Source organism: Enterobacter sp. BIDMC 29 (assembly GCF_019378755.1).
In the GTDB taxonomy this organism is placed as follows: domain Bacteria; phylum Pseudomonadota; class Gammaproteobacteria; order Enterobacterales; family Enterobacteriaceae; genus Enterobacter; species Enterobacter ludwigii.
On sequence record NZ_CP080000.1, the window covers coordinates 4,402,039 to 4,428,147 of the forward strand.

The 26,109-nt window shown below is 55.3% G+C and carries 23 protein-coding genes and 1 tRNA gene; 17 read left to right on the forward strand and 7 right to left on the reverse strand.

The window, feature by feature from the left end:
- The first annotated feature begins 10 nt into the window (after positions 1-10).
- Positions 11-86: transfer RNA gene (locus tag JTA15_RS19565), tRNA-Gly, on the forward strand.
- A gap of 269 nt (positions 87-355) precedes the next feature.
- Here the strand turns inward: JTA15_RS19565 and queG are convergent.
- Positions 356-1,495: a tRNA epoxyqueuosine(34) reductase QueG gene (gene queG, locus JTA15_RS19570; protein ID WP_040018456.1), complete on the reverse strand. Its 1,140-nt coding sequence runs from the start codon at positions 1,493-1,495 to the stop codon at positions 356-358.
- Here queG and nnr point away from each other — a divergent pair.
- The 14 genes from nnr (at position 1,494) to rlmB (ending at position 17,274) form a co-directional block, all read left to right on the forward strand.
- Complete coding sequence (gene nnr / locus JTA15_RS19575; protein ID WP_025206258.1) at positions 1,494-3,017, forward strand: bifunctional ADP-dependent NAD(P)H-hydrate dehydratase/NAD(P)H-hydrate epimerase; 1,524 nt, start codon at positions 1,494-1,496, stop codon at positions 3,015-3,017. The genes queG and nnr overlap by 2 nt on opposite strands.
- Positions 3,010-3,471 (forward strand): tRNA (adenosine(37)-N6)-threonylcarbamoyltransferase complex ATPase subunit type 1 TsaE, encoded by a 462-nt coding sequence (gene tsaE, locus JTA15_RS19580; RefSeq protein WP_020882947.1) that lies wholly within the window; start codon positions 3,010-3,012, stop codon positions 3,469-3,471. Before nnr ends, tsaE begins: the two co-directional genes overlap by 8 nt.
- A gap of 16 nt (positions 3,472-3,487) precedes the next feature.
- Positions 3,488-4,825, forward strand: coding sequence for an N-acetylmuramoyl-L-alanine amidase AmiB (amiB, locus tag JTA15_RS19585; RefSeq protein ID WP_014168308.1), 1,338 nt, complete (start codon positions 3,488-3,490; stop codon positions 4,823-4,825).
- A 9-nt stretch (positions 4,826-4,834) separates the two neighbouring features.
- Positions 4,835-6,679, forward strand: a complete 1,845-nt coding sequence (gene mutL, locus JTA15_RS19590) for a DNA mismatch repair endonuclease MutL (protein ID WP_219372617.1) — start codon at positions 4,835-4,837, stop codon at positions 6,677-6,679.
- A complete protein-coding gene (miaA, locus tag JTA15_RS19595) occupies positions 6,672-7,622 on the forward strand; it encodes a tRNA (adenosine(37)-N6)-dimethylallyltransferase MiaA (protein WP_014168310.1) in 951 nt (316 codons plus the stop codon). Before mutL ends, miaA begins: the two co-directional genes overlap by 8 nt.
- 85 nt (positions 7,623-7,707) lie before the next feature.
- Positions 7,708-8,019 carry an RNA chaperone Hfq gene (gene hfq / locus JTA15_RS19600; RefSeq protein ID WP_014168311.1) on the forward strand — a complete coding sequence of 104 codons (312 nt, stop codon included), beginning with the start codon at positions 7,708-7,710 and terminating at the stop codon, positions 8,017-8,019.
- 74 nt (positions 8,020-8,093) lie between these two features.
- Positions 8,094-9,374 (forward strand): ribosome rescue GTPase HflX, encoded by a 1,281-nt coding sequence (gene hflX, locus JTA15_RS19605; protein WP_020882944.1) that lies wholly within the window; start codon positions 8,094-8,096, stop codon positions 9,372-9,374.
- Positions 9,375-9,430: 56 nt separating this feature from the next.
- Positions 9,431-10,693 (forward strand): FtsH protease activity modulator HflK, encoded by a 1,263-nt coding sequence (gene hflK, locus JTA15_RS19610; protein ID WP_014168313.1) that lies wholly within the window; start codon positions 9,431-9,433, stop codon positions 10,691-10,693.
- 2 nt (positions 10,694-10,695) lie between these two features.
- The gene (gene hflC, locus JTA15_RS19615) at positions 10,696-11,700 is read left to right on the forward strand and encodes a protease modulator HflC (protein ID WP_014168314.1); all 1,005 of its coding nucleotides are present in this window, start codon (positions 10,696-10,698) and stop codon (positions 11,698-11,700) included.
- A 71-nt stretch (positions 11,701-11,771) separates the two neighbouring features.
- Positions 11,772-11,969 carry a DUF2065 domain-containing protein gene (locus JTA15_RS19620; RefSeq protein ID WP_014168315.1) on the forward strand — a complete coding sequence of 66 codons (198 nt, stop codon included), beginning with the start codon at positions 11,772-11,774 and terminating at the stop codon, positions 11,967-11,969.
- Between the two features lie 104 nt (positions 11,970-12,073).
- The gene (locus JTA15_RS19625) at positions 12,074-13,372 is read left to right on the forward strand and encodes an adenylosuccinate synthase (RefSeq protein WP_025206256.1); all 1,299 of its coding nucleotides are present in this window, start codon (positions 12,074-12,076) and stop codon (positions 13,370-13,372) included.
- Between the two features lie 192 nt (positions 13,373-13,564).
- Positions 13,565-13,990, forward strand: a complete 426-nt coding sequence (gene nsrR / locus JTA15_RS19630; protein WP_014168317.1) for a nitric oxide-sensing transcriptional repressor NsrR — start codon at positions 13,565-13,567, stop codon at positions 13,988-13,990.
- 38 nt (positions 13,991-14,028) lie between these two features.
- Positions 14,029-16,470, forward strand: a complete 2,442-nt coding sequence (rnr, locus tag JTA15_RS19635; RefSeq protein ID WP_041162388.1) for a ribonuclease R — start codon at positions 14,029-14,031, stop codon at positions 16,468-16,470.
- Positions 16,471-16,539: 69 nt separating this feature from the next.
- Positions 16,540-17,274: a 23S rRNA (guanosine(2251)-2'-O)-methyltransferase RlmB gene (gene rlmB, locus JTA15_RS19640; protein ID WP_063157035.1), complete on the forward strand. Its 735-nt coding sequence runs from the start codon at positions 16,540-16,542 to the stop codon at positions 17,272-17,274.
- Positions 17,275-17,341: 67 nt separating this feature from the next.
- Here the strand turns inward: rlmB and JTA15_RS19645 are convergent, their stop codons facing one another.
- The gene (locus tag JTA15_RS19645; RefSeq protein WP_032681875.1) at positions 17,342-18,616 is read right to left on the reverse strand and encodes an MFS transporter; all 1,275 of its coding nucleotides are present in this window, start codon (positions 18,614-18,616) and stop codon (positions 17,342-17,344) included.
- Positions 18,617-18,810: 194 nt separating this feature from the next.
- Here JTA15_RS19645 and JTA15_RS19650 point away from each other — a divergent pair, with 194 nt between their 5' ends.
- A complete protein-coding gene (locus tag JTA15_RS19650; protein WP_219372618.1) occupies positions 18,811-20,433 on the forward strand; it encodes an isovaleryl-CoA dehydrogenase in 1,623 nt (540 codons plus the stop codon).
- Here the strand turns inward: JTA15_RS19650 and JTA15_RS19655 are convergent.
- The 3 genes from JTA15_RS19655 to bsmA all read right to left on the reverse strand — a co-directional run bounded on the left by JTA15_RS19655 (position 20,430) and on the right by bsmA (position 23,287).
- On the reverse strand, positions 20,430-22,361 hold the full coding sequence (locus tag JTA15_RS19655; protein WP_219372619.1) for a methyl-accepting chemotaxis protein: 1,932 nt from the start codon (positions 22,359-22,361) through the stop codon (positions 20,430-20,432). The two genes, JTA15_RS19650 and JTA15_RS19655, sit on opposite strands and share 4 nt — an antisense overlap.
- Positions 22,362-22,533: 172 nt before the next feature.
- Positions 22,534-22,809: a DUF1471 family protease activator YjfN gene (gene yjfN, locus JTA15_RS19660; RefSeq protein ID WP_025206250.1), complete on the reverse strand. Its 276-nt coding sequence runs from the start codon at positions 22,807-22,809 to the stop codon at positions 22,534-22,536.
- 148 nt (positions 22,810-22,957) lie between these two features.
- Positions 22,958-23,287, reverse strand: coding sequence for a biofilm peroxide resistance protein BsmA (bsmA, locus tag JTA15_RS19665; RefSeq protein ID WP_025206249.1), 330 nt, complete (start codon positions 23,285-23,287; stop codon positions 22,958-22,960).
- A gap of 137 nt (positions 23,288-23,424) precedes the next feature.
- Here bsmA and yjfP point away from each other — a divergent pair, with 137 nt between their 5' ends.
- Complete coding sequence (yjfP, locus tag JTA15_RS19670; RefSeq protein WP_025206248.1) at positions 23,425-24,147, forward strand: esterase; 723 nt, start codon at positions 23,425-23,427, stop codon at positions 24,145-24,147.
- Here yjfP and ulaR read toward each other — a convergent pair.
- A complete protein-coding gene (gene ulaR / locus JTA15_RS19675) occupies positions 24,144-24,899 on the reverse strand; it encodes an HTH-type transcriptional regulator UlaR (protein WP_219372620.1) in 756 nt (251 codons plus the stop codon). The two genes, yjfP and ulaR, sit on opposite strands and share 4 nt — an antisense overlap.
- A gap of 111 nt (positions 24,900-25,010) precedes the next feature.
- Complete coding sequence (gene ulaG / locus JTA15_RS19680; RefSeq protein ID WP_020882936.1) at positions 25,011-26,075, reverse strand: L-ascorbate 6-phosphate lactonase; 1,065 nt, start codon at positions 26,073-26,075, stop codon at positions 25,011-25,013.
- Between the last annotated feature and the right edge of the window lie 34 nt (positions 26,076-26,109).

Here is a 26,109-nt window from a genome sequence, read left to right on the forward strand (position 1 = left end):
GACCACCCAAGCGGGAATAGCTCAGTTGGTAGAGCACGACCTTGCCAAGGTCGGGGTCGCGAGTTCGAGTCTCGTTTCCCGCTCCAAATTCTTATCATCTCCAGATTATCCACAGCGGAATGCTTCGTTGGGGACATTTTCTATTGCATCTGAAATACTCTTGTGAACAGAGTTATCCACAGAAGCCCTACTCAGTTACAGACCAGAAGAAAATTAGCAGGGTGAATAATATCTTCTTAACATACTGAATTTAATGAAGTAAATTTCATTTCAAAATGTTATTTAGATCACTTGACCTCATTGCCAGCCCCGATGGCGCTTGAGTTTTTATTTTTATTCACAGGCTGTGAATATATCAAGCATCCCGTACAAGCCCTTTTTCAATCACTCTCACCAGCCGTTGTTTCTTCGGCAGCTGCACCTCGACAACGCAGGCATTGCGCTTCTCGATTTGCTGCGCAATCGCCCATTCTATGTGTTCATCAAGAAGTGGGTGCTCACCTCTGCGACTTTCGAGCGCCTGAATAGTGGCTTCATCCCAGGGCGCATTGCCCAGCGCAACGGCGACATTTCGTAACCAGCGCAGATGCCCAATACGCCGAATGGCGGATCCTTCGGTGACTTTCAGGAACCAGGCCTCACTCCAGGCGAAGAGCTCGATAAGCTGAGGCGCATGAAGCGCTTTACGAGGACTGAAATCGTCTTCATCCGTAAGCTGCGAGTAACGATTCCAGGGGCAGATCAGCTGGCAGTCATCGCAGCCGTAGATACGGTTCCCGATAAGCGGACGGAATTCTTCCGGTATCGCCCCTTCGAGTTCAATGGTGAGATAGGAGATGCAGCGGCGCGCATCCACCGTATAAGGCTCAACGATGGCACCCGTCGGGCAGATGGTCATGCAGGCCACGCAGCGCCCGCAACCTTCCTCTACCGGACCATCTACCGGCAGCGGCAAATCTATGAGCAGTTCGCCGAGGAAAAAGAACGATCCGGCGTCGCGGCTAAGGATAAGTGAGTGCTTACCTGTCCAGCCAAGCCCGGCTTTTTCTGCTATCGGGCGCTCAAGAACAGGCGCAGAGTCTACAAACGGTCTAAAATTCAGCGACACACAGTGCTGCTGAATAGTTTCCCCGAGTTTTTTTAAACGGTTACGCAGAAGCTTATGGTAATCACGACCCAGGGCGTACCGGCTGACGTAACCAAGTGCGGGATTTTTTAACGTGCGAGCAAACGCCGCGTTGGCGGGCAGGTAGTTCATGCGTACGCTGATGACGCGTAATGTACCGGGTAACAGCTCGTGTGGGCGGGCACGCATCATGCCATGACGCGCCATCCACTCCATTTCGCCATGGTATTGTTTATCCAGCCATGCCTGCAGTTTCGGCTCGCTGGCGGAGAGGTCGGTATCGGTGATACCCACCTTCTGGAAGCCAAGCTCAGCACCCCACTGTTTAATTTTTTGCGCTAATTCATTGAGATCGAGGGGCTGTGACATGACGGACCATACTGTGAAGAAAAACCCCGAAAGTATACCACATTCCATCTGGCATGCGGATGACCTCCGGCACGCCGAAAAAGAGGCCGCAGACAGCCTCGGCATTACCCTGTATGAACTGATGCAACGCGCGGGCGAAGCGGCGTTTAACGTTGCCCGCACGGCTTACCCTGAATCGTCGCATTGGCTGATTTTATGCGGACACGGCAATAACGGCGGTGACGGTTATGTCGTTGCCCGGCTGGCGGTTGCCGCCGGGATCCACGTGACGTTGCTGGCGCTGGAGAGCGATAAACCGCTGCCAGAAGAGGCCAGTGCGGCGCGGGAAGCCTGGCTGAACGCGGGCGGTGTTATACATGCCACCGATATCGTCTGGCCGGAAGAGATTGATGTGATTATTGATGGCCTGCTGGGCACCGGGCTTCGCAGTGCGCCGCGCGACCCGGTTGCCACCCTGATTGCACGTGCCAATGCCCACAGCGCGCCGGTGGTGGCCCTGGATATACCTTCTGGCCTGATGGCGCAAACCGGCACGACGCCGGGCGCGGTGATTCAGGCCGCGCACACCGTTGCCTTTATCGCCCTGAAACCGGGGCTGCTTACCGGTAAAGCACGGGATGTCACGGGAACGTTGCACCATAACGCACTGGGGCTGGAGAGCTGGCTTGCCGGACAGGAAACCCACGTTTCGCGCGTTGATGCTTCGCTGCTGGCACAGTGGCTACCGCCGCGCCGCCCGACGTCCCATAAAGGCGATCACGGCAGGCTGGTGATCATTGGAGGTGACCACGGCACGGCGGGGGCTATCCGCATGACGGGGGAAGCGGCATTACGTTGCGGTGCCGGTTTAGTGCGGGTGCTGACGCGCATCGAAAATAGTGCGCCAATTATTACGGCCCGTCCGGAGCTGATGGTGCATGAATTGACGCCGCAGTCGCTTGAAGAGAGTCTCGAATGGGCGGATGTCGTGGTCATTGGCCCGGGGCTTGGGCAGCAGGCCTGGGGGAAACAGGCCCTGCAGAAGGTCGAGAATTTTCGTAAACCGATGCTGTGGGATGCCGACGCGCTGAACCTTCTGGCAATCAATCCTGATAAGCGTCACAATCGCATTCTGACGCCGCACCCCGGCGAAGCCGCGCGCCTGCTTAACTGCAGCGTGGCAGAAATTGAAAGCGATCGCTTACTTTCTGCCCGGCGTCTGGTAAAACGTTACGGAGGTGTTGCCGTTCTGAAAGGGGCAGGAACCGTTGTCGCCAGCGACGAGGCACTGGGCATTGTCGATGCCGGAAATGCGGGCATGGCGAGCGGCGGAATGGGCGATGTGCTTTCCGGCATCATTGGCGCATTGCTTGGACAGAAACTTCCCCTTTATGATGCAGCCTGCGCTGGCTGTGTGGCCCATGGTGTCGCGGCGGATAAGCTGGCGGCACGTTACGGTACACGCGGAATGCTGGCCACCGATCTTTTTTGCACGCTACGGCGTGTTGTTAACCCGGATGTGATTGACGTAGAAAATGACTAATCGAGCGATTTCTTTACCTGATGAACAAGCCACTTTAGATCTTGGCAAACGCGTGGCACAGGCCTGTCAGGGGGCAACCGTCATTTATCTGTATGGTGATTTAGGTGCGGGTAAAACCACCTTCAGCCGGGGTTTTCTGCAGGCGTTAGGCCATAAAGGCAATGTGAAAAGCCCAACCTACACGCTGGTAGAACCGTACACCCTTGAAAATCTCATGGTGTACCACTTTGATTTATACCGCCTTGCGGATCCCGAGGAGCTGGAATTTATGGGGATCCGTGATTATTTTGCCAATGATGCCATCTGCCTGGTGGAGTGGCCGCAACAAGGTGCGGGTGTGTTGCCTGACCCGGATGTCGAAATTCACTTAGATTACCAGGCACAAGGGCGTGAGGCACGCATCAGTGCTGTTTCCTCATCAGGTAGTTCCTTACTGGCGCGTCTGGCCGGTTAAGCGTAGGGATGACGGGATGATTAGTCGCGTTAAAGGTTGGTTATTGGCTGCCACGGTGCTGCTGTGCGCGCAGGCCGGGGCGGCAAGCCTCTCGGATATTCAGGTGTCGAACGGCGAAAGCCAGGCCAGGATCACGTTCAGCTTTATGGGCGATCCGGAATATGCTTTTTCACAGCCAGACAGCCACAGCGTGGCGCTGGATATCAAACAAACCGGGGTTATCCAGGGGTTACCGCTCCAGTTCAGCGGCAATAATCTGGTTAAAAGCATTCGTTCCGGCTCGCCAAAAGATAGCCAGTCATTGCGTCTGGTGGTCGACCTAACCGAAAAGGGTAAAACCAGAGCGGTTAAGCAGCAAAACGGTGCGAATTATACGGTGGTCTTTACCATCAACGCTGACGCCCCTCCACCGCCTCCGCCTCCACCGGTGGTGGCGAAACGCGTGGAAGAGCCGGTTTATACCCCGCGCCCATCTGAACCGGCACGTAATCCGTTTAAAACGGACAGCGACCGCATTACCAGCGTTACCAGCAGCAATACCGTGACGCGGCCGGCGGCCAGCGCACGTCGCGCGGTCAGCGGTGATAAAGTGATTATCGCCATTGATGCGGGGCACGGCGGTCAGGATCCCGGCGCAATTGGCCCGGGCGGTACGCGGGAGAAAAATGTCACCATCGCGGTTGCCCGTAAGCTGCGGACGCTGCTAAACGACGATCCTATGTTTAAAGGCGTGCTGACGCGCGACGGCGATTACTTTATCTCGGTGATGGGCCGCTCGGATGTGGCACGTAAGCAAAATGCCAATTTCCTGGTGTCCATTCATGCGGATGCCGCGCCAAACCGTAACGCCACGGGAGCCTCAGTGTGGGTGCTGTCAAACCGTCGGGCGAACAGTGAAATGGCAAACTGGCTTGAAGAGCACGAGAAACAGTCCGAACTGTTAGGTGGCGCGGGTGATGTGCTGGCAAACAGCCAGGCCGATCCGTATCTCAGCCAGGCGGTGCTGGATTTACAATTCGGTCATTCCCAGCGCGTCGGGTATGATGTCGCCACAAATGTATTGAATCAGCTGCAGGGCATCGGGTCATTGCACAAGCGCCGTCCGGAGCATGCGAGCCTTGGCGTTCTGCGATCGCCGGATATTCCATCGATTCTGGTGGAAACAGGCTTTATTAGTAATAACGCTGAAGAACGCCTGCTGGGCAGCGACAGCTATCAGCAGCAAATTGCCGAAGCGATCTATAACGGTCTGCGTAAATACTTTGATGCGCATCCGCTGCAGTCCGCGCCACAGGGCGGTGCCGCCCAGACGGCCAGCGCAGCGCAGCCAGGTGAGATGACCGCGACCAACTAAGGAGAATTCATGCCGATTCAGGTTCTACCGCCGCAGCTCGCGAACCAAATCGCCGCCGGTGAGGTGGTGGAGCGCCCTGCATCGGTGGTGAAGGAGCTGGTAGAAAACAGCCTTGATGCGGGGGCCACCCGCATTGATATTGATATCGAACGCGGCGGCGCAAAGCTGATTCGCATTCGTGACAACGGCTGTGGAATTAAAAAAGACGAGCTGGCGTTAGCGCTGGCGCGTCATGCCACCAGTAAAATTGCCTCTCTTGATGACCTGGAAGCGATCATCAGCCTCGGTTTTCGCGGGGAAGCGCTGGCCAGTATCAGCTCCGTTTCCCGTCTCACGCTCACCTCCCGTACCGCTGAACAGCAGGAAGCCTGGCAGGCGTACGCCGAAGGGCGTGATATGGACGTGACGATTAAACCAGCGGCGCATCCGGTCGGTACGACGCTGGAAGTGCTGGATCTGTTTTATAACACCCCCGCCCGACGCAAGTTTATGCGTACCGAAAAAACCGAGTTTGGGCATATCGATGAGATCATTCGTCGCATTGCCCTGGCGCGGTTTGACGTGACCATTAACCTTAGCCATAACGGCAAAGTCATGCGCCAGTACCGTGCCGTGGCAGAAGGTGGGCAGAAAGAGCGCCGCTTGGGCGCTATCTGCGGCGTACCCTTCCTCGAGCACGCGCTGGCCATTGAGTGGCAGCATGGCGATCTGGCCATGCGCGGCTGGGTGGCTGACCCCAACGCGAGCAGCGCCGCCTTCGCTGAGATCCAGTATTGCTACGTGAACGGCCGCATGATGCGTGACCGCCTCATCAACCACGCCATTCGTCAGGCCTGTGAAGATAAACTGGGCGCAGATCAGCAACCGGCGTTTGTGCTCTATCTAGAAATCGATCCACACCAGGTGGACGTTAACGTCCATCCTGCCAAGCATGAAGTGCGGTTCCACCAGTCACGTCTGGTGCATGATTTTATCTATCAGGGCGTGCTGAGCGTATTGCAACAGCAGGCTGAACCGATGCTGCCGCTGGAAAAAGAAGAACCCGCCCCGCGCGCGTTTCCGGAAAACCGTGTTGCAGCGGGCCGGAACCATTTTGCTGAACCTGCCGTGGCGCGTGAGCCGGATGCCCCGCGTTTCTCTGCTGCGGGTAGCACACCGCGCCCAACGGGAGCGAACTATCCGAATGCCCAACCTGGCTATCAAAAACAGCAGGGCGCGTTGTACCGGAAATTGCTGGAAACCCCCGCGGTGGAGCGCAAAGCGCCTGTCGCGGTGCCAGCGCCTTCACTGGACGGCCACAGCCAGAGTTTTGGCCGGGTTCTGACGATTATCGCACCGGATATGGCGTTGCTGGAGCGCGAAGGCCACGTGATGCTTCTGGCATTGCCGGTGGCGGAACGCTGGCTTAAACAAGTGCAGCTTACGCCGGGTGAAAACGCGGCCTGTGCGCAACCGCTGCTGATCCCCGTCCGGCTAAAAATATCCCCTGAAGAAACAGGGGTACTGCGTCGCGCAGAGGCCCTGTTGGCGCAGATGGGCATTGAAATGGTGCTCGAACCACAACATGTGACCATTCGCGCAGTGCCTTTACCCTTACGCCAACAAAATTTACAAAACTTGATTCCTGAACTGATAGGCTACCTGGCGCAGCAAACGTCGTTTGATGCCGCCAACACCGCGCAGTGGATCGCCCGCCATCTGGCAAGCGAACATACGCCGTGGAGTATGGCGCAGGCCATTAGCGTGCTGGCGGAGGTTGAACGCCTTTGTCCGCATCTGGTGAAGACACCGCCAGGTGGGTTATTACAACCTGTTGATTTACAAACGGCGATGAATGCCCTGAAACATGATTGACGTAAGCAAGGCGAGCCTGCCAAAGGCGATTTTTTTAATGGGCCCTACGGCCTCCGGCAAAACGGCACTGGCCATTGAGTTGCGTAAAGTTTTGCCTGTAGAGTTGATTAGTGTCGATTCTGCCCTTATCTACCGAGGGATGGACATCGGCACGGCGAAGCCTGACGCAGACGAACTGCGTGCGGCACCGCATCGTTTGCTGGATATTCTCGACCCGGCTCAGGCATACTCCGCAGCGGATTTCCGCCGCGATGCATTAGCCGAAATGGCCGAGATAACGGCGGCGGGACGTATACCGCTGTTGGTTGGCGGAACCATGCTTTATTTCAAGGCGTTGCTGGAGGGGCTTTCACCTCTGCCATCAGCGGATCCGGAAGTAAGAGCAAAAATTGAGCAGCAGGCGGCAGAGCAGGGATGGGACGTTTTGCATAAGCAACTGGCCGAGATTGACCCGGTTGCCGCAGCACGGATCCATCCAAATGATCCGCAAAGGCTTTCCCGGGCACTGGAAGTTTTTTTCATTTCGGGTAAAACTTTAACGGAACTGACGCAAACGTCAGGAGACGCTCTGCCGTATCAGGTGCATCAGTTCGCCATCGCCCCGGCGAGCCGTGAACTGCTCCATCAACGAATTGAGCAGCGTTTTCATCAGATGTTAGCTTCAGATTTTGAAGCAGAAGTGCGGGCGCTATTTGCCCGTGGAGATTTGCATACGGATATGCCTTCCGTTCGTTGTGTGGGATACCGCCAGATGTGGTCATATCTTGAAGGCGAGATTTCATATGATGAAATGGTTTATCGAGGTGTTTGCGCCACGAGACAGTTAGCGAAGCGCCAGATCACCTGGTTGCGCGGTTGGGACGGTGTTCACTGGTTAGACAGTGAAAAACCGCAACAGGCGTTAAACGAAGTGATTGAGGTTGTTGGTGATATCGCTCACTGAATGTGTACAATTGAGTCGTATCGTGCGCAATTTTTCAGAATCGCAAGGTTCTAAGTACAAAACAAGCATATAAGGAAAAGATAGAATGGCTAAGGGGCAATCTTTACAAGATCCGTTCCTGAACGCATTGCGTCGGGAACGTGTTCCAGTTTCTATTTATTTGGTGAATGGTATTAAGCTGCAAGGTCAGATTGAATCTTTCGATCAGTTCGTGATCCTGTTGAAAAACACGGTCAGTCAGATGGTCTATAAGCACGCTATTTCTACAGTTGTTCCGTCTCGTCCGGTATCCCATCACAGCAATAACACTGGCGGCGGCACGGGTAGTAACTACCATCATGGCAGCAGCGCGCAGGGTTCTTCTTCTCCTGCGCAGGACAGCGAAGATACCGAATAAGGTTTCGGGCTGTTATCCACACGGGGAGCCAGGGATCCTGCGTTCCCCGCTGATCTTTTTTGAGGAATTTACGCTTGTTTGACCGTTATGATGCCGGTGAGCAGGCGGTGCTGGTACACATCTATTTTACGCAAGACAAAGATATGGAAGACCTCCAGGAGTTTGAATCTCTGGTCTCTTCCGCCGGTGTCGAAGCAATGCAGGTGATTACCGGTAGCCGTAAAGCGCCGCACCCAAAGTATTTTGTTGGTGAAGGTAAAGCAGTTGAAATTGCGGATGCCGTAAAAGCAACCGGCGCGTCAGTCGTGTTGTTTGATCATGCGCTGTCTCCGGCTCAGGAACGTAACCTGGAACGTCTTTGCGAATGCCGTGTTATCGATCGCACGGGTTTGATTTTAGATATTTTCGCTCAACGTGCGCGTACTCACGAAGGTAAGCTGCAGGTTGAGCTGGCGCAGTTGCGCCATCTGGCAACGCGGCTTGTGCGTGGCTGGACCCACCTTGAAAGACAAAAGGGCGGGATTGGTTTGCGCGGTCCGGGTGAGACCCAGCTTGAAACCGACCGCCGTCTGTTGCGTGGCCGTATTACCCAGATCCTTTCACGTCTGGAACGCGTTGAAAAACAGCGTGAGCAAGGACGTCGGGCGCGATCGAAAGCTGACATCCCGACGGTGTCGCTGGTGGGGTATACCAACGCCGGTAAATCCACCCTGTTTAACCAGATTACTGAGGCCCAGGTTTATGCCGCAGACCAGCTGTTTGCGACCCTGGACCCCACATTGCGTCGTATTGACGTCGCCGACGTCGGTGAAACGGTGCTGGCGGATACCGTAGGGTTTATCCGTCACCTGCCGCATGACCTGGTGGCTGCGTTTAAAGCCACCCTGCAGGAGACGCGTCAGGCGACCCTGCTGCTGCACGTCATTGATGCTGCAGACGTTCGCTTGCAGGAGAACATCGACGCGGTAAACGTGGTGCTCGACGAGATCGACGCCGACGACATCCCAACGCTGTTGGTGATGAACAAGATCGATATGCTGGAGGATTTTGAGCCGCGTATCGACCGAGATGAAGAGAACAAACCGATTCGGGTCTGGCTTTCCGCTCAGACCGGTATTGGTGTGCCACTGCTTTTCCAGGCTTTGACAGAACGTCTTTCCGGTGAGGTAGCCCAGCACACGCTGCGATTGCCGCCACAGGAAGGCAGGCTGCGCAGCCGGTTTTATCAGCTTCAGGCGATAGAAAAAGAGTGGATGGAGGATGACGGCAGCGTGGGGATGCAGGTGCGTTTGCCGATCGTTGACTGGCGTCGCCTCTGTAAACAAGAACCTGCGCTGGTCGACTATATCGTCTGATCAGAAAGGGGATGCCTGAATAATTCGCCCTTGCATAACAAATATGGAGCATATACATGGCGTGGAATCAGCCCGGTAATAACGGACAAGACCGCGACCCGTGGGGAAGCAGCAATAATCAAGGCGGCAACTCTGGGGGAAATGGCAACAAAGGTGGTCGCGAGCAGGGGCCGCCGGATCTGGATGATATCTTCCGCAAGCTAAGCAAGAAGCTTGGTGGCCTTGGCGGAGGTAAAGGTTCTGGCTCTGGTGGAGGTTCCACTCAGGGGCCGCGCCCGCAGTTAGGGGGCCGCGTGGTGGGCATTGTTGCCGCTGCCGTGGTGATCATCTGGGCTGCCAGCGGGTTCTACACCATTAAAGAAGCGGAACGCGGTGTGGTCACCCGTTTCGGGAAGTTCAGCCATCTGGTTGAGCCAGGTCTGAACTGGAAACCGACTTTCATTGACGACGTGACCGCGGTGAACGTGGAGTCTGTCCGTGAACTGGCGGCCTCCGGCGTGATGCTGACCTCCGACGAGAACGTTGTGCGCGTTGAGATGAACGTCCAGTACCGCGTCACCGATCCGCAGCACTACCTGTTTAGCGTGACCAGTGCGGATGACAGTCTGCGCCAGGCCACAGACAGTGCGCTGCGCGGTGTGATCGGTAAATACACCATGGACCGCATTCTGACCGAAGGTCGTACCGTTATTCGTAGCGATACCCAGCGTGAGCTGGAAGAGACCATTCGCCCGTACAACATGGGTATCACCCTGCTGGACGTCAACTTCCAGGCTGCTCGTCCACCGGAAGAGGTGAAGGCCGCGTTTGATGACGCGATTGCCGCCCGTGAAAACGAACAACAGTACATCCGTGAAGCGGAAGCGTACACCAACGAAGTTCAGCCACGTGCTAACGGTCAGGCGCAGCGTATTCTTGAAGAAGCGCGTGCGTATAAAACCCAGACCGTCCTGGAAGCTCAGGGTGAAGTGGCGCGTTTCGCGAAGATTTTGCCAGAATATAAAGCGGCTCCGGAGATTACCCGTGAACGTCTTTATATTGAGACCATGGAAAAAGTGCTGAGCCATACGCGTAAGGTACTGGTTAACGACAGCAAAGGTGGAAACCTGATGGTACTGCCGTTGGATCAGATGCTGAAAGGCGGTTCGGCGCCGGCGGCAAAGGCGGATACCAGTGGTGCCAACAACCTGCTGCGTCTGCCACCTGCGGCATCCGGTAGCTCAAGCGCCACAACCACGCCTTCTTCGAACGATGGTGACATTATGGACCAACGCCGTGCTAACGCGCAGCGTAACGACTACCAGCGTCAGGGGGAATAAGGATGCGTAAGTCAGTTATTGCGATCATCATCATCGTATTGGTCGTGCTTTATACCTCTATCTTTGTGGTGAAAGAGGGCGAGCGTGGAATTACCCTGCGTTTTGGTAAAGTTCTGCGCGACAGCGAGAACAAGCCGCTGGTGTTTGAGCCGGGCCTGCACTTTAAAATGCCACTGATTGAATCGGTGAAAACGCTCGACGCCCGTATCCAGACCATGGATAACCAGGCCGACCGTTTCGTGACCAAAGAGAAGAAAGACCTGATCGTTGATTCCTACATCAAATGGCGTATCAGTGATTTCAGCCGCTACTACCTGGCAACGGGCGGTGGCGACGTTTCTCAGGCGGAAGTGCTGTTGAAACGTAAGTTCTCTGACCGTCTGCGCTCTGAGATTGGTCGTCTGGATGTGAAAGACATCGTCACCGACTCCCGTGGTCGTCTGACGCTGGAAGTGCGTGATGCGTTGAACTCCGGTTCTGCAGGAACCGAAGACGAAGTCACCACCCCGGCAGCGGATGATGCCATTGCCAAAGCGGCAGAACGCGTTCAGGCTGAAACCAACGGCAAAGTGCCGGTGATCAACCCGAACAGTATGGCTGCTCTGGGTATCGAAGTGGTCGATGTCCGTATCAAGCAGATCAACCTGCCAGCGGAAGTGTCCGAGGCGATTTACAACCGTATGCGCGCCGAGCGTGAAGCGGTAGCCCGTCGTCATCGTTCACAAGGTCAGGAAGAGGCGGAGAAACTGCGTGCGGCAGCGGATTACGAAGTGACCAAGACGCTGGCAGAATCTGAGCGTCAGGGCCGTATTCTGCGCGGTGAAGGGGATGCCGAAGCGGCAAAACTGTTTGCCGATGCCTTCAGCCAGGATCCCGACTTCTACGCCTTTATCCGTAGCCTGCGTGCTTACGAGAACAGCTTCCAGAGCAACCAGGATGTGATGGTGCTCAGCCCGGACAGCGATTTCTTCCGTTACATGAAGACGCCGGCTAACGCAACGCGATAAACTCAGGCCAGTTTGAGTATTCAAACCACCGCTCTCAACGGAGCGGTGGTTTTCTTTTATAAGGATGAAAAATGAATTCAACGATTTGGCTTGCGCTGGCCCTGGTTCTGGTGCTGGAAGGCCTTGGACCGATGCTTTATCCGCGTGCATGGCGTCGGATGATAGCCTCTCTGAGCCAGTTGCCGGATAATATTTTGCGTCGATTTGGGGGCGGACTTGTGGTTGCCGGCATCGTTATCTACTACATGTTGAGGAAAACGATTGGCTGATCAAAAAGTAATCTGGTTTGGCGTATTTTGAGGTCAAAAAGTGCTGTATATCTGAAAAAGCGATGGTAGAATCCATTTTTAAGCAAACGGTGATTTTGAAAAAAATGGGTAACAACGTCGTCGTACTGGGCACCCAATGGGGTGACGAAGGTAAAGGGAAGATTGTTGATCTTCTGACTGAACGGGCTAAATATGTTGTACGCTACCAGGGCGGTCACAACGCAGGCCATACTCTCGTAATCAACGGTGAAAAAACCGTCCTCCATCTTATTCCATCAGGCATTCTTCGCGAAAACGTCACCAGCATCATCGGTAACGGCGTTGTGCTGTCTCCGGCTGCTCTGATGAAAGAGATGAAAGGTCTGGAAGACCGTGGTATCCCCGTTCGCGAGCGTCTGCTGCTCTCCGAAGCCTGCCCGCTGATCCTTGATTATCACGTGGCGCTGGACGTAGCGCGTGAAAAAGCGCGTGGCGCGAAAGCGATCGGCACGACCGGTCGTGGTATCGGCCCGGCTTATGAAGACAAAGTTGCTCGTCGCGGTCTGCGCGTGGGCGATCTGTTTGATAAAGAGACGTTCGCTGAAAAACTGAAAGAAGTGATGGAATATCACAACTTCCAGTTGGTGAACTTCTATAAAGCTGACGCTGTTGACTACCAGAAAGTGCTGGATGACGTCATGGCGATTGCTGACATTCTGACCGGTATGGTTGTTGATGTGTCCGATCTGCTGGACCAGGCGCGCAAGCGTGGCGATTTCGTCATGTTCGAAGGTGCGCAGGGTACGCTGCTGGACATCGACCACGGTACCTATCCGTACGTCACCTCCTCTAACACCACCGCAGGTGGCGTTGCGACCGGTTCTGGTCTGGGTCCACGTTATGTGGATTACGTTCTGGGCATCATCAAAGCTTACTCCACTCGCGTGGGTGCGGGTCCATTCCCGACTGAGCTGTTTGATGAAACCGGCGAGTTCCTGTGCAAGCAGGGTAACGAGTTTGGCGCGACCACCGGTCGTCGTCGTCGTACCGGCTGGCTGGACGTGGTAGCCGTGCGTCGCGCAGTACAGATTAACTCCCTGTCTGGCTTCTGCCTGACCAAACTGGACGTGCTGGACGGTCTGAAAGAGGTGAAACTCTGCGTAGGCTACCGTATGCCTGATGGTCGCGAAGTGACCACCACTCCGCTGGCTGCGGATGACTGGAAAGGCATCGAGCCAATCTACGAAACCATGCCAGGCTGGTCTGAAACGACGTTCGGTGTGAAAGAGCGTAGCGGTCTGCCACAGGCAGCACTGAATTACATCAAGCGTATTGAAGAACTGACCGAAGTGCCGATCGACATTATCTCTACCGGCCCTGATCGTACTGAAACGATGATCCTGCGCGACCCGTTCGACGCATAATCTTCGTGACTGCTGGCCTGCGGGACAACCCGCAGGCTGGATACGCGTCGCGCCATCCGGCGAACGCTCCTCGATCTCCGCTTTTTCGCCCCGTCTGTCAAATAAATTAGCCGCTTACTATCTGGCTGGTTTATCATCATTAATGAATATCTGTGCGGTTTATCCGCGTTTTCCCTTTTTCCTGAGGTTGATGTGCAGTTAACAAGTTTCACCGATTACGGCTTACGCGCGCTGATTTACATGGCGTCGTTACCCGATGGGAAAATGACCAGTATCTCTGAGGTTACAGAGGTATACGGTGTGTCCCGTAATCATATGGTCAAAATAATCAATCAACTTAGTCGTGCCGGATACGTTGCTGCCGTCCGCGGGAAGAATGGTGGGATCCGTCTCGGTAAACCGGCGCAGAGTATTCGTGTTGGGGATGTGGTACGTGAACTGGAGCCATTGTCTCTGGTGAATTGCAGCAGCGCGTTCTGCCACATTACGCCCGCTTGTCGCCTTAAACAGGCACTTTCTCTGGCCGTGCAAAGTTTTCTCAAGGAACTGGATAACTACACGCTGGCCGATTTGGTTGAAGAGAATCAACCACTTTATAAATTATTGCTGGTGGAATGAAGAAAATTTCCACCGGAGCTGACAACGGAGGAACCGATATGTCACATGATCCTTTCCAGGAACGCGAAGCCGAAAAATACGCGAATCCTATCCCCAGCCGCGAGTTCATCATTGAACACTTAACAAAACGCGAAAAACCCGCCAATCGTGAAGAACTTGCCGTTGAATTAAACATTGAAGGTGAAGAGCAAATTGAAGCCCTTCGCCGCCGCCTGCGCGCGATGGAGCGCGACGGGCAACTGGTCTTTACCCGCCGTCAGTGCTATGCGCTTCCCGAACGTCTTGACCTGCTGAAAGGCACCGTCATCGGCCACCGTGATGGCTATGGCTTCCTGCGCGTAGAAGGCCGTAAAGACGATCTTTATCTTTCCTCTGAGCAGATGAAGATGTGCATTCACGGTGACCAGATCCTGGCGCAACCGCTGGGCGCGGACCGTAAAGGTCGCCGCGAAGCGCGCGTGGTGCGTGTCCTGGTCCCTAAAACCAGCCAGATTGTTGGCCGCTACTTTACCGACGCTGGCGTGGGCTTTGTGGTGCCGGACGACAGCCGCCTGAGCTTCGATATCCTGATCCCGCCTGAAGAGGTGATGGGCGCCCGTATGGGCTTTGTGGTGGTGGTTGAACTCACCCAGCGTCCTACCCGCCGCACCAAGGCGGTCGGGAAGATCGTCGAAGTGTTAGGCGATAACATGGGCACCGGCATGGCCGTTGATATGGCGCTGCGTACTCATGAAATTCCTTACGTCTGGCCGAAAGCGGTTGAAGAGCAGGTTGTCGGCCTGAAAGAAGACGTGCCGGAAGAGTCCAAGGTGGGCCGCGTGGATCTGCGCGATCTGCCGCTGGTGACTATTGATGGTGAAGATGCCCGCGACTTCGATGATGCCGTTTATTGCGAGAAAAAACGCGGCGGCGGCTGGCGTCTGTGGGTTGCCATCGCTGACGTAAGCTATTACGTGCGCCCGCATACTCCGCTGGATAACGAAGCGCGCAGCCGTGGAACGTCGGTCTACTTCCCGTCGCAGGTAATCCCGATGCTGCCGGAAGTCTTGTCTAACGGCCTGTGCTCCCTGAACCCGCAGGTTGACCGCCTTTGCATGGTCTGCGAGATGACCATCTCCACCAAAGGGCGCTTAACGGGTTACAAATTCTACGAAGCGGTAATGAGCTCCCATGCGCGCCTGACCTACACCAAGGTCTGGCATATGCTGCAGGGCGATCAGGATCTACGTGAGCAGTATGCGCCGCTGGTGAAACACATCGAAGAGCTGCATAACCTCTACAAAACGCTGGATCAGGCGCGTGAAGAGCGCGGCGGGATCTCGTTTGAGAGCGAAGAGGCGAAGTTCATCTTTAACGCTGAACGCCGCATTGAACGTATTGAGCAGACCCAGCGTAACGATGCCCATAAGCTGATTGAAGAGTGTATGATTCTGGCAAACATCTCGGCGGCACGTTTCGTTGAGAAAGCCAAAGAACCTGCGCTGTTCCGTATTCACGATAAACCGTCGACCGAAGCCATCACTGCGTTCCGCTCCGTGCTGGCTGAACTGGGTCTGGAACTGCCTGGCGGTAACAAGCCAGAGCCGCGTGATTACGCTGAATTGCTGGAGTCGATTGGCGATCGCCCGGATGCGGAAATGCTGCAGACCATGCTGCTGCGTTCCATGAAGCAGGCGATTTACGATCCGGAAAACCGCGGCCACTTCGGTCTGGCGCTGCAGTCTTACGCCCACTTTACCTCGCCGATCCGTCGTTATCCGGACCTTTCCCTGCACCGCGCGATCAAGTATTTGCTGGCGCAGGAGCAGGGTCATAAAGGTAATACGACCGAAACCGGTGGCTACCATTATTCAATGGAAGAGATGCTGCAACTCGGTCAGCACTGTTCCATGGCCGAACGTCGTGCAGATGAAGCGACGCGCGACGTGGCAGACTGGCTGAAGTGTGACTTTATGCTGGACCAGGTGGGTAACGTCTTTAAAGGCGTGATTGCCAGCGTCACCGGCTTTGGTTTCTTCGTCCGTCTGGATGAACTGTTTATCGACGGTCTGGTGCATGTCTCCAGCCTGGATAACGACTACTACCGTTTCGACCAGGTCGGGCAGCGCCTGATTGGTGAATCTGGCGGCCAGACCTATCGTCTTGGCGATCGCGTGGAAGTGAAGGTCGAAGCCGTTAATATGGACGACCGTAAAATCGACTTTAGCCTGATCTCCAGCGAGCGTGCCCCGCGTAATGTGGGTAAAACGGCGCGTGAAAAGACGAAAAAAGGGGGCAACGGCAACAGCGGTGGCAAACGTCGTCAGGCGGGTAAGAAGGTAAACTTCGAGCCAGACAGCGCGTTCCGCGGTGAGAAGAAACAGAAGCCGAAGGCCGCAAAGAAAGAGGCCCGGAAGGCGAAAAAGCCGTCCACCAAAACGCAGAAAATTGCGGCTGCCACCAGGGCAAAGCGCGCAGCGAAGAAACAGCAGGCGGAGTAATTCTCCCCCTCAACCTGACCCTCTCTCCTGCGGAGAGAGGGAAAAGAAAAGACAGAACGAGAACCATCAATGAGTGAAATGATTTACGGCATCCACGCGGTGCAGGCCCTGCTGGAGCGCGCACCGGAGCGTTTTCAGGAAGTGTTTATTCTGAAAGGGCGTGAAGACAAACGTCTGATGCCGCTGATCCACGCCCTGGAAGCACAAGGTGTCGTGATCCAGCTGGCGAACCGCCAGTTCCTGGATGAGAAAAGTGAAGGTGCCGTTCACCAGGGCATTATTGCCCGCGTTAAGCCAGGTCGTCAGTATCAGGAAAACGATCTGCCGGATCTTATCGCCGGGCTGGAAAATCCATTCTTCCTGATCCTTGACGGCGTGACCGACCCGCACAACCTTGGCGCATGTCTGCGAAGCGCAGATGCGGCAGGTGTTCATGCGGTCATCGTGCCAAAGGATCGCTCTGCACAGCTTAACGCGACGGCGAAGAAAGTGGCCTGTGGCGCAGCGGAAAACGTACCGCTGATCCGCGTCACCAACCTGGCGCGCACCATGCGTATGCTGCAGGAAGAGAATATCTGGATCGTCGGTACCGCGGGTGAAGCGGATCATACTCTGTATCAGAGCAAGATGACCGGCCGTCTGGCCCTGGTGATGGGTGCCGAGGGCGAAGGTATGCGCCGTCTGACCCGTGAACATTGCGATGAGCTGATCAGCATTCCAATGGCGGGCAGCGTGTCGTCTCTGAACGTCTCCGTGGCAACAGGTATCTGCCTGTTTGAAGCGGTACGTCAGCGCGGGGAATAAACAGCAAGGCCGTCCTGAGGACGGCTTTTCGTATTTTCTGTGGGAGGGTCACCAGACGGTGAAAAACTCACTCCTCCAGTGACCGCAAATGGTCATCCTTCCTGAGCGTCATCAGCGCGAAGATACTCACTACCGCCGTCGCCATGACGTAATAAGCCGGAATATCCAGGTTGCCCGTCTCTTTAATCAGCCCGGTAATAATCAGCCCCGCGCAGCCCGAGAAAAGGGCGTTCGACAGGGAATAAGCCAGACCAAGCCCGGTATACCGTACGCGCGTCGGGAACATCTCTGAGAGCATCGCCGGCCCGGGGCCTGCCAGCATCCCCACCAGACCACCCGCAATCAGCACCACCAGCGCTTTGATGGCCAGCGTGCTGGACTCCGCCTGTAAAACCTTCAGCAGCGGCAGGGCAAGGAGCAGCAGCAACGTGGTGGCGACGATCATCACCGTGCGGCGTCCGATTTTGTCGCTCAGGATCCCGGACGGAATAATCGTCAGCGCAAAACCGATGTTCGAAATCACCGCAATCAACAGCGCCTGATTAAATCCGGTATGCAGCGCCGACTGCAGATAGGTGGGCATAATCACCAGATAGGTATAACCCGCCGCTGACCAGACCATCACCCGGCCAATGCCCATCGCAATGGCGTTGAGCGTGGCGACGGTATCAGCCTGAGTGGCAACCGGCTTTTCCTGTTGTTGCACAAAGCTTGGCGTCTCTTCCATACTCACCCGCAGCCACAGCGCCACCACGCCCATCGGTAATGCCAGGAAGAACGGGATGCGCCAGCCCCAGTCATGCAGGGCTTCCGGTGTCAGAAGGGCGGAGAGCAGTGCGACAATGCCAGCGCCTGCTAACAGGCCCAGCGCGACGGTAAATGACTGCCATGCACCGTAGAGGCCCCGCTTGCCGCGTGGGGCAAACTCCGTCATCAGCGAGACGGCGCCGCCATACTCACCACCGGCGAACAATCCCTGCAGGATGCGCAGCAGCGTGATAATCAGCGGGGCGGCAATACCGATGCTGGCATAGACCGGCACAATACCGATTGCGGCGGTGGCCAGCGTCATCAGCACCAGTACAATAATCAGCGTCGGTTTTCGGCCTATCCGGTCACCTATTCTGCCAAACACCACCGCGCCCAGTGGGCGAAAGAAGAAGGCGATGGCAAAGGAAGCGTAGGTAAGGATCAGGCTGGTCAGCCCCGCGTCCCCCTCAAGCTGGAAGAAGTTCTTCGCAATTACGGTCGCCAGAAAACCATAGACCGCAAACTCATACCACTCGATAAAGTTACCAATGGAGCCTGCAATTAATGCACGCTTGTGCGCGTCCGGTTGCATAACGTTCCTCACTGAAAGGGGGTAAGAATAAATTATTCAACAAAAGCGAATGCGCGAAATAGTTTATTCTTATGTTCTGTGAGCTATTTCACGAATGATATCAGCGGGATCGTCATCGTGTGACCTCACTCCCATGCAGCGTGCACGTGGCCTGTCCATACTTATCTTCATTGCCACTGAAGGAGGGAGACAGCATGCACTGGCAGACCCATACCGTTTTTAATCAACCTGCACCGCTCTCAAACAGCAACCTTTTCCTCTCTGATTGCGCTCTGCGTGACGCGGTTGTTCGCGAAGGCGCCGAGTGGGATATCGAGCTTCTTGCCAGCATCGGCCAGCAGTTAGGAACCGCGGAATCGCTGGAGCTGGGCAGGCTGGCAAACGTTAATCCGCCGGAGTTATTACGCTATGACGCCACCGGGGAGCGACTGGATGACGTTCGCTTTCATCCCGCATGGCACCTCTTAATGCAGGGACTTTGCGCCAACCGTGTCCATAACCTGGCGTGGGAAGAGGAGGCGCGCAAAGGCGCGTTTGTCGCCAGAGCTGCACGTTTTGTCCTGCACGCTCAGGTAGAAGCGGGCACGCTTTGCCCTGTTACCATGACCTTTGCTGCTACACCGCTGCTGCAACAGGCGCTGCCCGAGCCGTTCCGTGACTGGATCACGCCGTTAATGAGCGATCGTTACGATCCTCATCTTGCCCCAGGGGCGCAAAAGCGTGGCCTGCTGATTGGCATGGGGATGACAGAAAAACAGGGCGGCTCGGACGTACTCAGCAATACCACCAAAGCGGAAAAGTGCAGTGACGGCAGCTACCGGCTTATCGGGCATAAATGGTTTTTCTCTGTGCCGCAAAGCGATGCGCATCTGGTGCTGGCCCAGGCGAAAGGGGGGCTGTCCTGCTTTTTTGTTCCACGCTTTTTGCCTGACGGGCAACGCAATGCCGTACGTCTGGAGCGGCTGAAAGAGAAGCTCGGCAACCGCTCTAACGCCAGCAGCGAAGCGGAGTTCCTGGATGCGTCCGGCTGGCTGCTGGGGGAGGAAGGAGAAGGGGTACGCCAGATCCTCCGAATGGGCGGGCTGACGCGGTTTGACTGCGCGCTGGGCAGCCATGGGCTGATGCGTCGGGCTTTATCCGTGGCGCTTTACCATGCGCATCAACGCCAGACGTTTGGTAAAAACCTTATCGACCAGCCGCTCATGCGCGATGTGCTGAGCCGCATGGCGCTGATGCTGGAGGGCCAGACGGCACTGTTGTTTCGTCTGGCCCGGGCGTGGGACAGGCGTGCCGATCCTCAGGAGGCCACCTGGGCACGGCTTTTCACCCCCGCGGCGAAATACAGCGTCTGCAAAGCGGGTATCCCGTTTGTGGCGGAAGCCATGGAAGTGCTCGGCGGCACAGGCTACTGCGAGGAGAGTGAGCTTCCCCGTTTGTACCGTGAGATGCCCGTGAACAGCATCTGGGAAGGGTCCGGCAATATTATGTGCCTGGACGTTCTGCGTGTTCTGACGAAGCAATCCGGCATCCTCGACCTGCTTGTGGATGATTTTGCCCAAGTAAAAGGGCAGGACAGGCACTTCGATCGCAGCTGGCGTCAGCTTCAGCAAAAACTGCGAAAACCGCAGGAGGCGCAGGGACGGGAGATCACGCAACAGCTTTTCCTGCTGGGGGCCGGAAGTCAGATGCTGCGGTACGCATCGCCACCCGTGGCGCAGGCGTGGTGCCGCAAGATGCTTGATACCCGCGGCGGTACGCTGATGAGCGAGCAGGTGCAAAATGACCTGCTGTTGCGTGCCACGGGCAGGGTTGGCTAACTCTTTAGCTGGAACAGGCTCACCAGTTGGGTGAGGTGTGAGCCTTTCTCACGCAGCGTGTGTGCGGTTTGTTCGCTACGTAAGACGCGGTCGGCGTTGATGTGCGACGCTTCGCCAATGTGGGTCATGGCCAGATTAACCTGGCCTATTCCCGCGGATTGCTCGCGGGACGCATGGTTAATCTCCGTGACCAGCTTGTTGATGTTATCGATGTGCACGATGATGGAATCCATCGCCAGACGCGTTTGTTCAGACAGCGCATGGCCTTCGCTGACTTTTCTGAGCGTATCACCGATGAGCTGTTCAATCTCCTTCACCGCGTTGGCGCTGCGTCCTGCCAGCGCGCGCACCTCCTGCGCCACCACCGCAAAACCTTTTCCGTGCTCGCCTGCGCGGGCTGCTTCAACCGCTGCGTTAAGCGCCAGAATGTTGGTCTGAAAAGCGATGGATTCAATCACGCGCGTGATGTCTTCGATTCGCTTTGATGCTTCGCGAATATCATCCATGGTAGCGACAGCGTGGGTGACCGTCTCACCACCCTGGTGTACCGCGCGCGACGTTTCGCCTACCAGCTGCTGCGTTTGTTCCATGTTGGCGGCATTTTGCTGCACGGTCGCGGCCAGTTGCTCCATGCTGGCTGACGTCTCTTCTACACTGCTGGCCTGCTTGTTAATCTGCCCGGATATTTCTTCGCTATCGGATGCCAGCGCGTTGGTGCCCATATGGATCTCCGCTGCGGCCTCGCGCACCTGAAGAACAATTTTCTGTAGTCCCCCTCCAATACCGTTAATGGCATCGATGAGCTGACCGACCTCATCCTGGCGGGTCACGGGCAGGCTGGAGCGCAGATCGCCTGCGGCATACTGTCGGGCCAGGTGGATCACATTGCGCAATGGGCGCGTCAGTATGCGTCGTATAATGACCACAAACAGACCCGCGAAGAGCACTGACAGCACCACCCCTGCCAGCAGGAAGCGGTCGCGCATGGCGGTCACGCTTGAGAGCAGTACCGATTTATCCACTTCGCCGACAATGGCCCAGTTCCAGCCTGGCAGCGGCGTATACGCCATGGTCAGCGTGCGGCCATCGGCACTGACGCGCTCCAGCGTGCCGGATTTATCACTCAACAGCTGTTGCTGGATAGCGCTATCCCACTCCGGTACTTTTCCCTCCGCGCTGGTGTGGAACAGATACTGCCCGCGCGTTTTGCCGTGGCTGCGATCCAGAACAAAGAAGTGACCGCTCTCGCCCAGTCGACGGTTGAGGATTTTCTCGCGCATGACATTCCAGGAGTGAGTGATGTCCACACCAACAAAGATGATTGCAATGACCTGGCCGTCCGCGTTTTTAACCGGCTGGTATTGGGTGATATAGCGCTTGCCGAACAGCAGCGCCAGACCGCGATAAACCTCGCCCCGGGTGACGGCAGCAAAAGCCGGGCTGGTGGTATCCAGAACGGTGCCCATTGCCCGCTCGCCGTTCTCTTTGCGCAGCGATGTGGCGACGCGCACAAAGTCGTTACCGCTACGCACAAACAGGGTAGAAATTGCCCCTGTCCGGCTCAGAAAATCGTCTGAAAGGGTATTGTTTTCATGCAGTCCGGTTTCCCCTCCTTTCAGGAGCGGAACGTTAATCCCGTTAATCGTCTGGGGTTGAGTGTTATCAACGCTCAGTGGCTGGGGCAAAAAGGTGGTAAACAGCCGGGTATAACTCTCGACCTCTTCACTCAGGCTGGTGTTAAACATCTGCACCATATCGACCATGCCGGTGGACTGATTATGCAGGTCTTCTATCGCGAGGGCTTCAAGCTGCTGGCTGGCTTTTTGGCTGAGCAGAAAAGTGAAAAACAGAAACAGGATGGCGACACTGGCACCGGTAAGCAGCGACAGCTTTGCACCCAGACCTGCACGACGGAAAAAGTTGATCATAAATTGCTCATCATTGAAAAGGTATGGCTTTTCAACGGCAGAGCAGAGATAACGTTTACTGTTTTAGTGTAACAAAATGTTATTTAATTGTTTTTAAATGGTTTGCTAAAAGATAAAAAATTTGCAAAAACGAAAAGCCACTAAAAGTAAGTGGCTTTTATCGGAGGGGGGATTACGCGTAGAGAATGGCCTGTACCCGCCAGTGATCGATGTACTGATCTTCCTGCATCTGGATAATGCGATACCATGAAGCACCCTGCTCATCGGCCTTTAATGCAACGACACGTTCAACGTCCTGCGGGCTCCCCGAAATATTATTCACGGAGATCTGGCCAATTTCATTCAGGCCAGTCACACAATCAGCACTGGCAAATTCAGCTGACTGCGCGGTTGTGCTCACAAGACCTGCTGAGAGCAACAGTGTGGTCAAAGCAAGAGTTCGTTTCATCGTCAGCTCCATTTCACATGTCTCCGGTATCCGCCGGGCAATCCATCGCGAATAAACTCACTTCCATTGTTGCGGGCATGGAGTTTATTGTGGACAGGAAAGTGTCTATGGACGCAAAGCAGTGTAAATGTCGTTCAAATGAAGACGATCATTGACGATACAGAATGGCCTGTGAGTACCACTGTCCCGTAATGATGGTTTCGTCGATCATAATGATGACGTAATAATCTGCTTTGGCGGCGACGGCTTGTGCCTTTATTGCTTCTTCCGCGTCATCCGGGGAGCCGCGAACCAGCGCAGAGACGGTACCCATACGCTGTAATCCTTCCGTCTGATTACGACGGATTTCCTGCGGGTGATCGGCGACCGGGGGAGCGGGTTGTGGCGTTCCCTGCAGCGCGCTACAGCCACTGAGCAGTAACATCAGCAATAAAGCAGCAAACCTGCGCATAACCATATCTCGTTTCCTGATAGCCATAGTGTAGTTGTCTGTGAATTTAGTTTTGGGGGAATGTTCCCGAAGTGTTAGCTGGGGCGTAATTTTCGAATGAAAATAGCGTGAAATCGTAACCCAGTTCTCAACATTATGAATCATTCATCATTACAGGGTCGACAATGATTGAAATTGAAATACGCCATCTGGGTGATCGTGAAATATTACACGCAACACCCGCCGGAAAACGTGAGGAACCACTGCCTGTTATAGTGTTTTATCATGGATTTACCTCATCGAAGCTGGTCTACAGCTATTTTGCGGTGGCACTCGCGCAGGCCGGTTTTCGTGTGGTCATGCCGGATGCACCCGATCACGGCGCACGTTTTACCGGCAACGAACAGGCGCGACTTGGGCAGTTCTGGCACATTTTGCACGGTAGCCTGACCGAGTTTGCCGGACTGCGCGATGCGCTTTATCAGGCAGGGCTGGTGGCTGATAATCGGCTGGCCGTGGCTGGGGCATCGATGGGCGGGATGGCGGCGCTGGGGATCATGACGCACCATCCAGAAGTGAAGTCAGTGGCTTGTCTGATGGGCTCGGGCTACTTCACCTCACTGGCGAAGACGCTTTTTCCACCTCAGGCACTCACAGAGGTTGAGGCGGCGCTTGCAGAGTGGGAGGTTACCCGGGCGTTACCGCGTCTGGCCGATCGTCCTTTGCTGTTGTGGCATGGTGATGCGGACGATGTCGTCCCACCCGGAGAAACGTTCCGGCTTCAGCAGGCGCTGCAGCACGAGGGGCTGGATGGCAACCTGACCTGCCTGTGGGAAGCGGGCGTTCGCCACCGCATTACGCCAACGGCGCTGGACGCCACGGTGGACTTCTTCCGCCAGCACCTTTAAACGCACAGGACGTTGACACCCTGATCTTTCAGTTTCTGGAGGATCTCAGGGTTGGCACCTTTGCCGGTGATCACCATGTCTATCTGTTCAGCACGGCTGAACAGCATTCCTGCGCGTTCGCCCACTTTACTGCTGTCGACCAGCACAACGAGCTTGCCCACCACGTTAAGCATGTTTTGTTCTGCCATGGCGGTCAACATATCGGTTTTGTAGAGGCCTTCCGCGGTCAGGCCTTTGCCACTGGTAAACATCCAGTGTCCGGCATAAAGACTGTTTTCGCTGTCCTGCGGGCTGAGCGTAATGGACTGGCTCTTGTTGTACTGGCCGCCCATGATGACCACGCTTTCATGCTCCTGATCGATAAGATAGTTGGCGAGCGGCAAGTAGTTCGTGATGATTTGTACCGGCTTTCCGCACATCTCCCGACCTAACAGAAACGCCGTGGAGCCGCAGTTGATCACCACGCTCTCGCCGGGGTTCACCAGCTGCGATGCCGCTCTGGCAATACGGACTTTTTCATCATGATTTTGCGCCTGATGAATGTTCATCGGCGTCCAGCGTGGACGCTGCTGGCTAATCGCTTCCGCACCGTTGCGGACTTTTTTCAGCTTACCGCTTTCATCCAGCTTATTAATATCCCGCCGCGCTGTTGCCGGGGAAATCCCTAAACGTTCGATCACTTTCTCAACGGTGACAAACCCTGTTTGCGCCAGGAGTTCCAGTAATATTTGATGCCGTTGCGCTTCCGTCATGAGCTATTCCGATAAGAATTGATTTTAAAAGATGATATTTGAAATAGCGTGAAATTACTAAAAGAAATATGAAACCGCCAGACACTCGGGTCTGGCGATGGGCCTTAATAATCAGAGGAATGACTTGAACGGCAGGTCTGGCTCAAGAGTAAAGCAATCATCAAAGCCACGTGGGTAGTGATACTCGAGATTGTCTTTGTCCAGCGGCCAGGTGAACTTGCCTCCTACCTGCCAGATGAACGGCTTAAAGCCATACTTCAGGCGATCTTTTTTCATTTCCCACAGTACGCGTATCTCCTGCGGGTCGGCCTGGAAGTTTGACCAGATATCGTGGTGGAAAGGGATCACTACTTTGGTGTTCAGCGCTTCCGCCATGCGCAGCATATCGGCGCTGGTCATTTTATCTGTAATGCCGCGTGGGTTCTCCCCGTATGAGCCGAGCGCCACATCAATCTGATGCTCATTGCCGTGCTTTGCATAGTAGTTTGAGTAGTGAGAGTCACCGCTGTGGTACAGGGAACCGCCGGGCGTTTTAAACAGGTAGTTCACCGCACGTTCGTCCATACCGTCTGGCAGTACGCCTGCGGCTTTCTGATCGGCCGGAAGGGTAATCAGTGCAGTGCGGTCAAAGGCATCCAGCGCGTGGATCTCAACGTCTTTAATTTTGACCACATCGCCCGGTTTCATGACGATGCAGCGCTCTTTCGGTACGCCCCAGCCGATCCATAAATCCACGCAGGTTTGCGGCCCGATGAACGGTACGTCATCGGCACAGTTTTGCATGACCGCTGCCGCCACGTTGACATCAATATGATCGTTATGATCGTGCGTAGAGAGAACGGCATCGATCTGGCGAATGGCGAACGGATCAAGAACAAACGGTGTGGTACGCAGGTTTGGCTGAAGTTTTTCCACGCCCGCCATGCGTTGCATCTGATGGCCTTTTTTCATCAGCGGGTTACCGTGACTCTGTTTGCCGGTGCCGCACCAGAAATCGACACAAATATTCGCGCCACCTTCTGATTTCAGCCAGATCCCCGTGCACCCCAGCCACCACATTGCAAAGGTACCAGGAGCAACCTGTTCCTGCTCAATCTCTTCATTCAGCCAGCTACCCCATTCCGGGAAAGTGCTCAGAATCCATGATTCACGGGTAATGGTGTTCACTTTACTCATCGTTTTGACTCCTGGTTTAATCAAAAGTAATCAA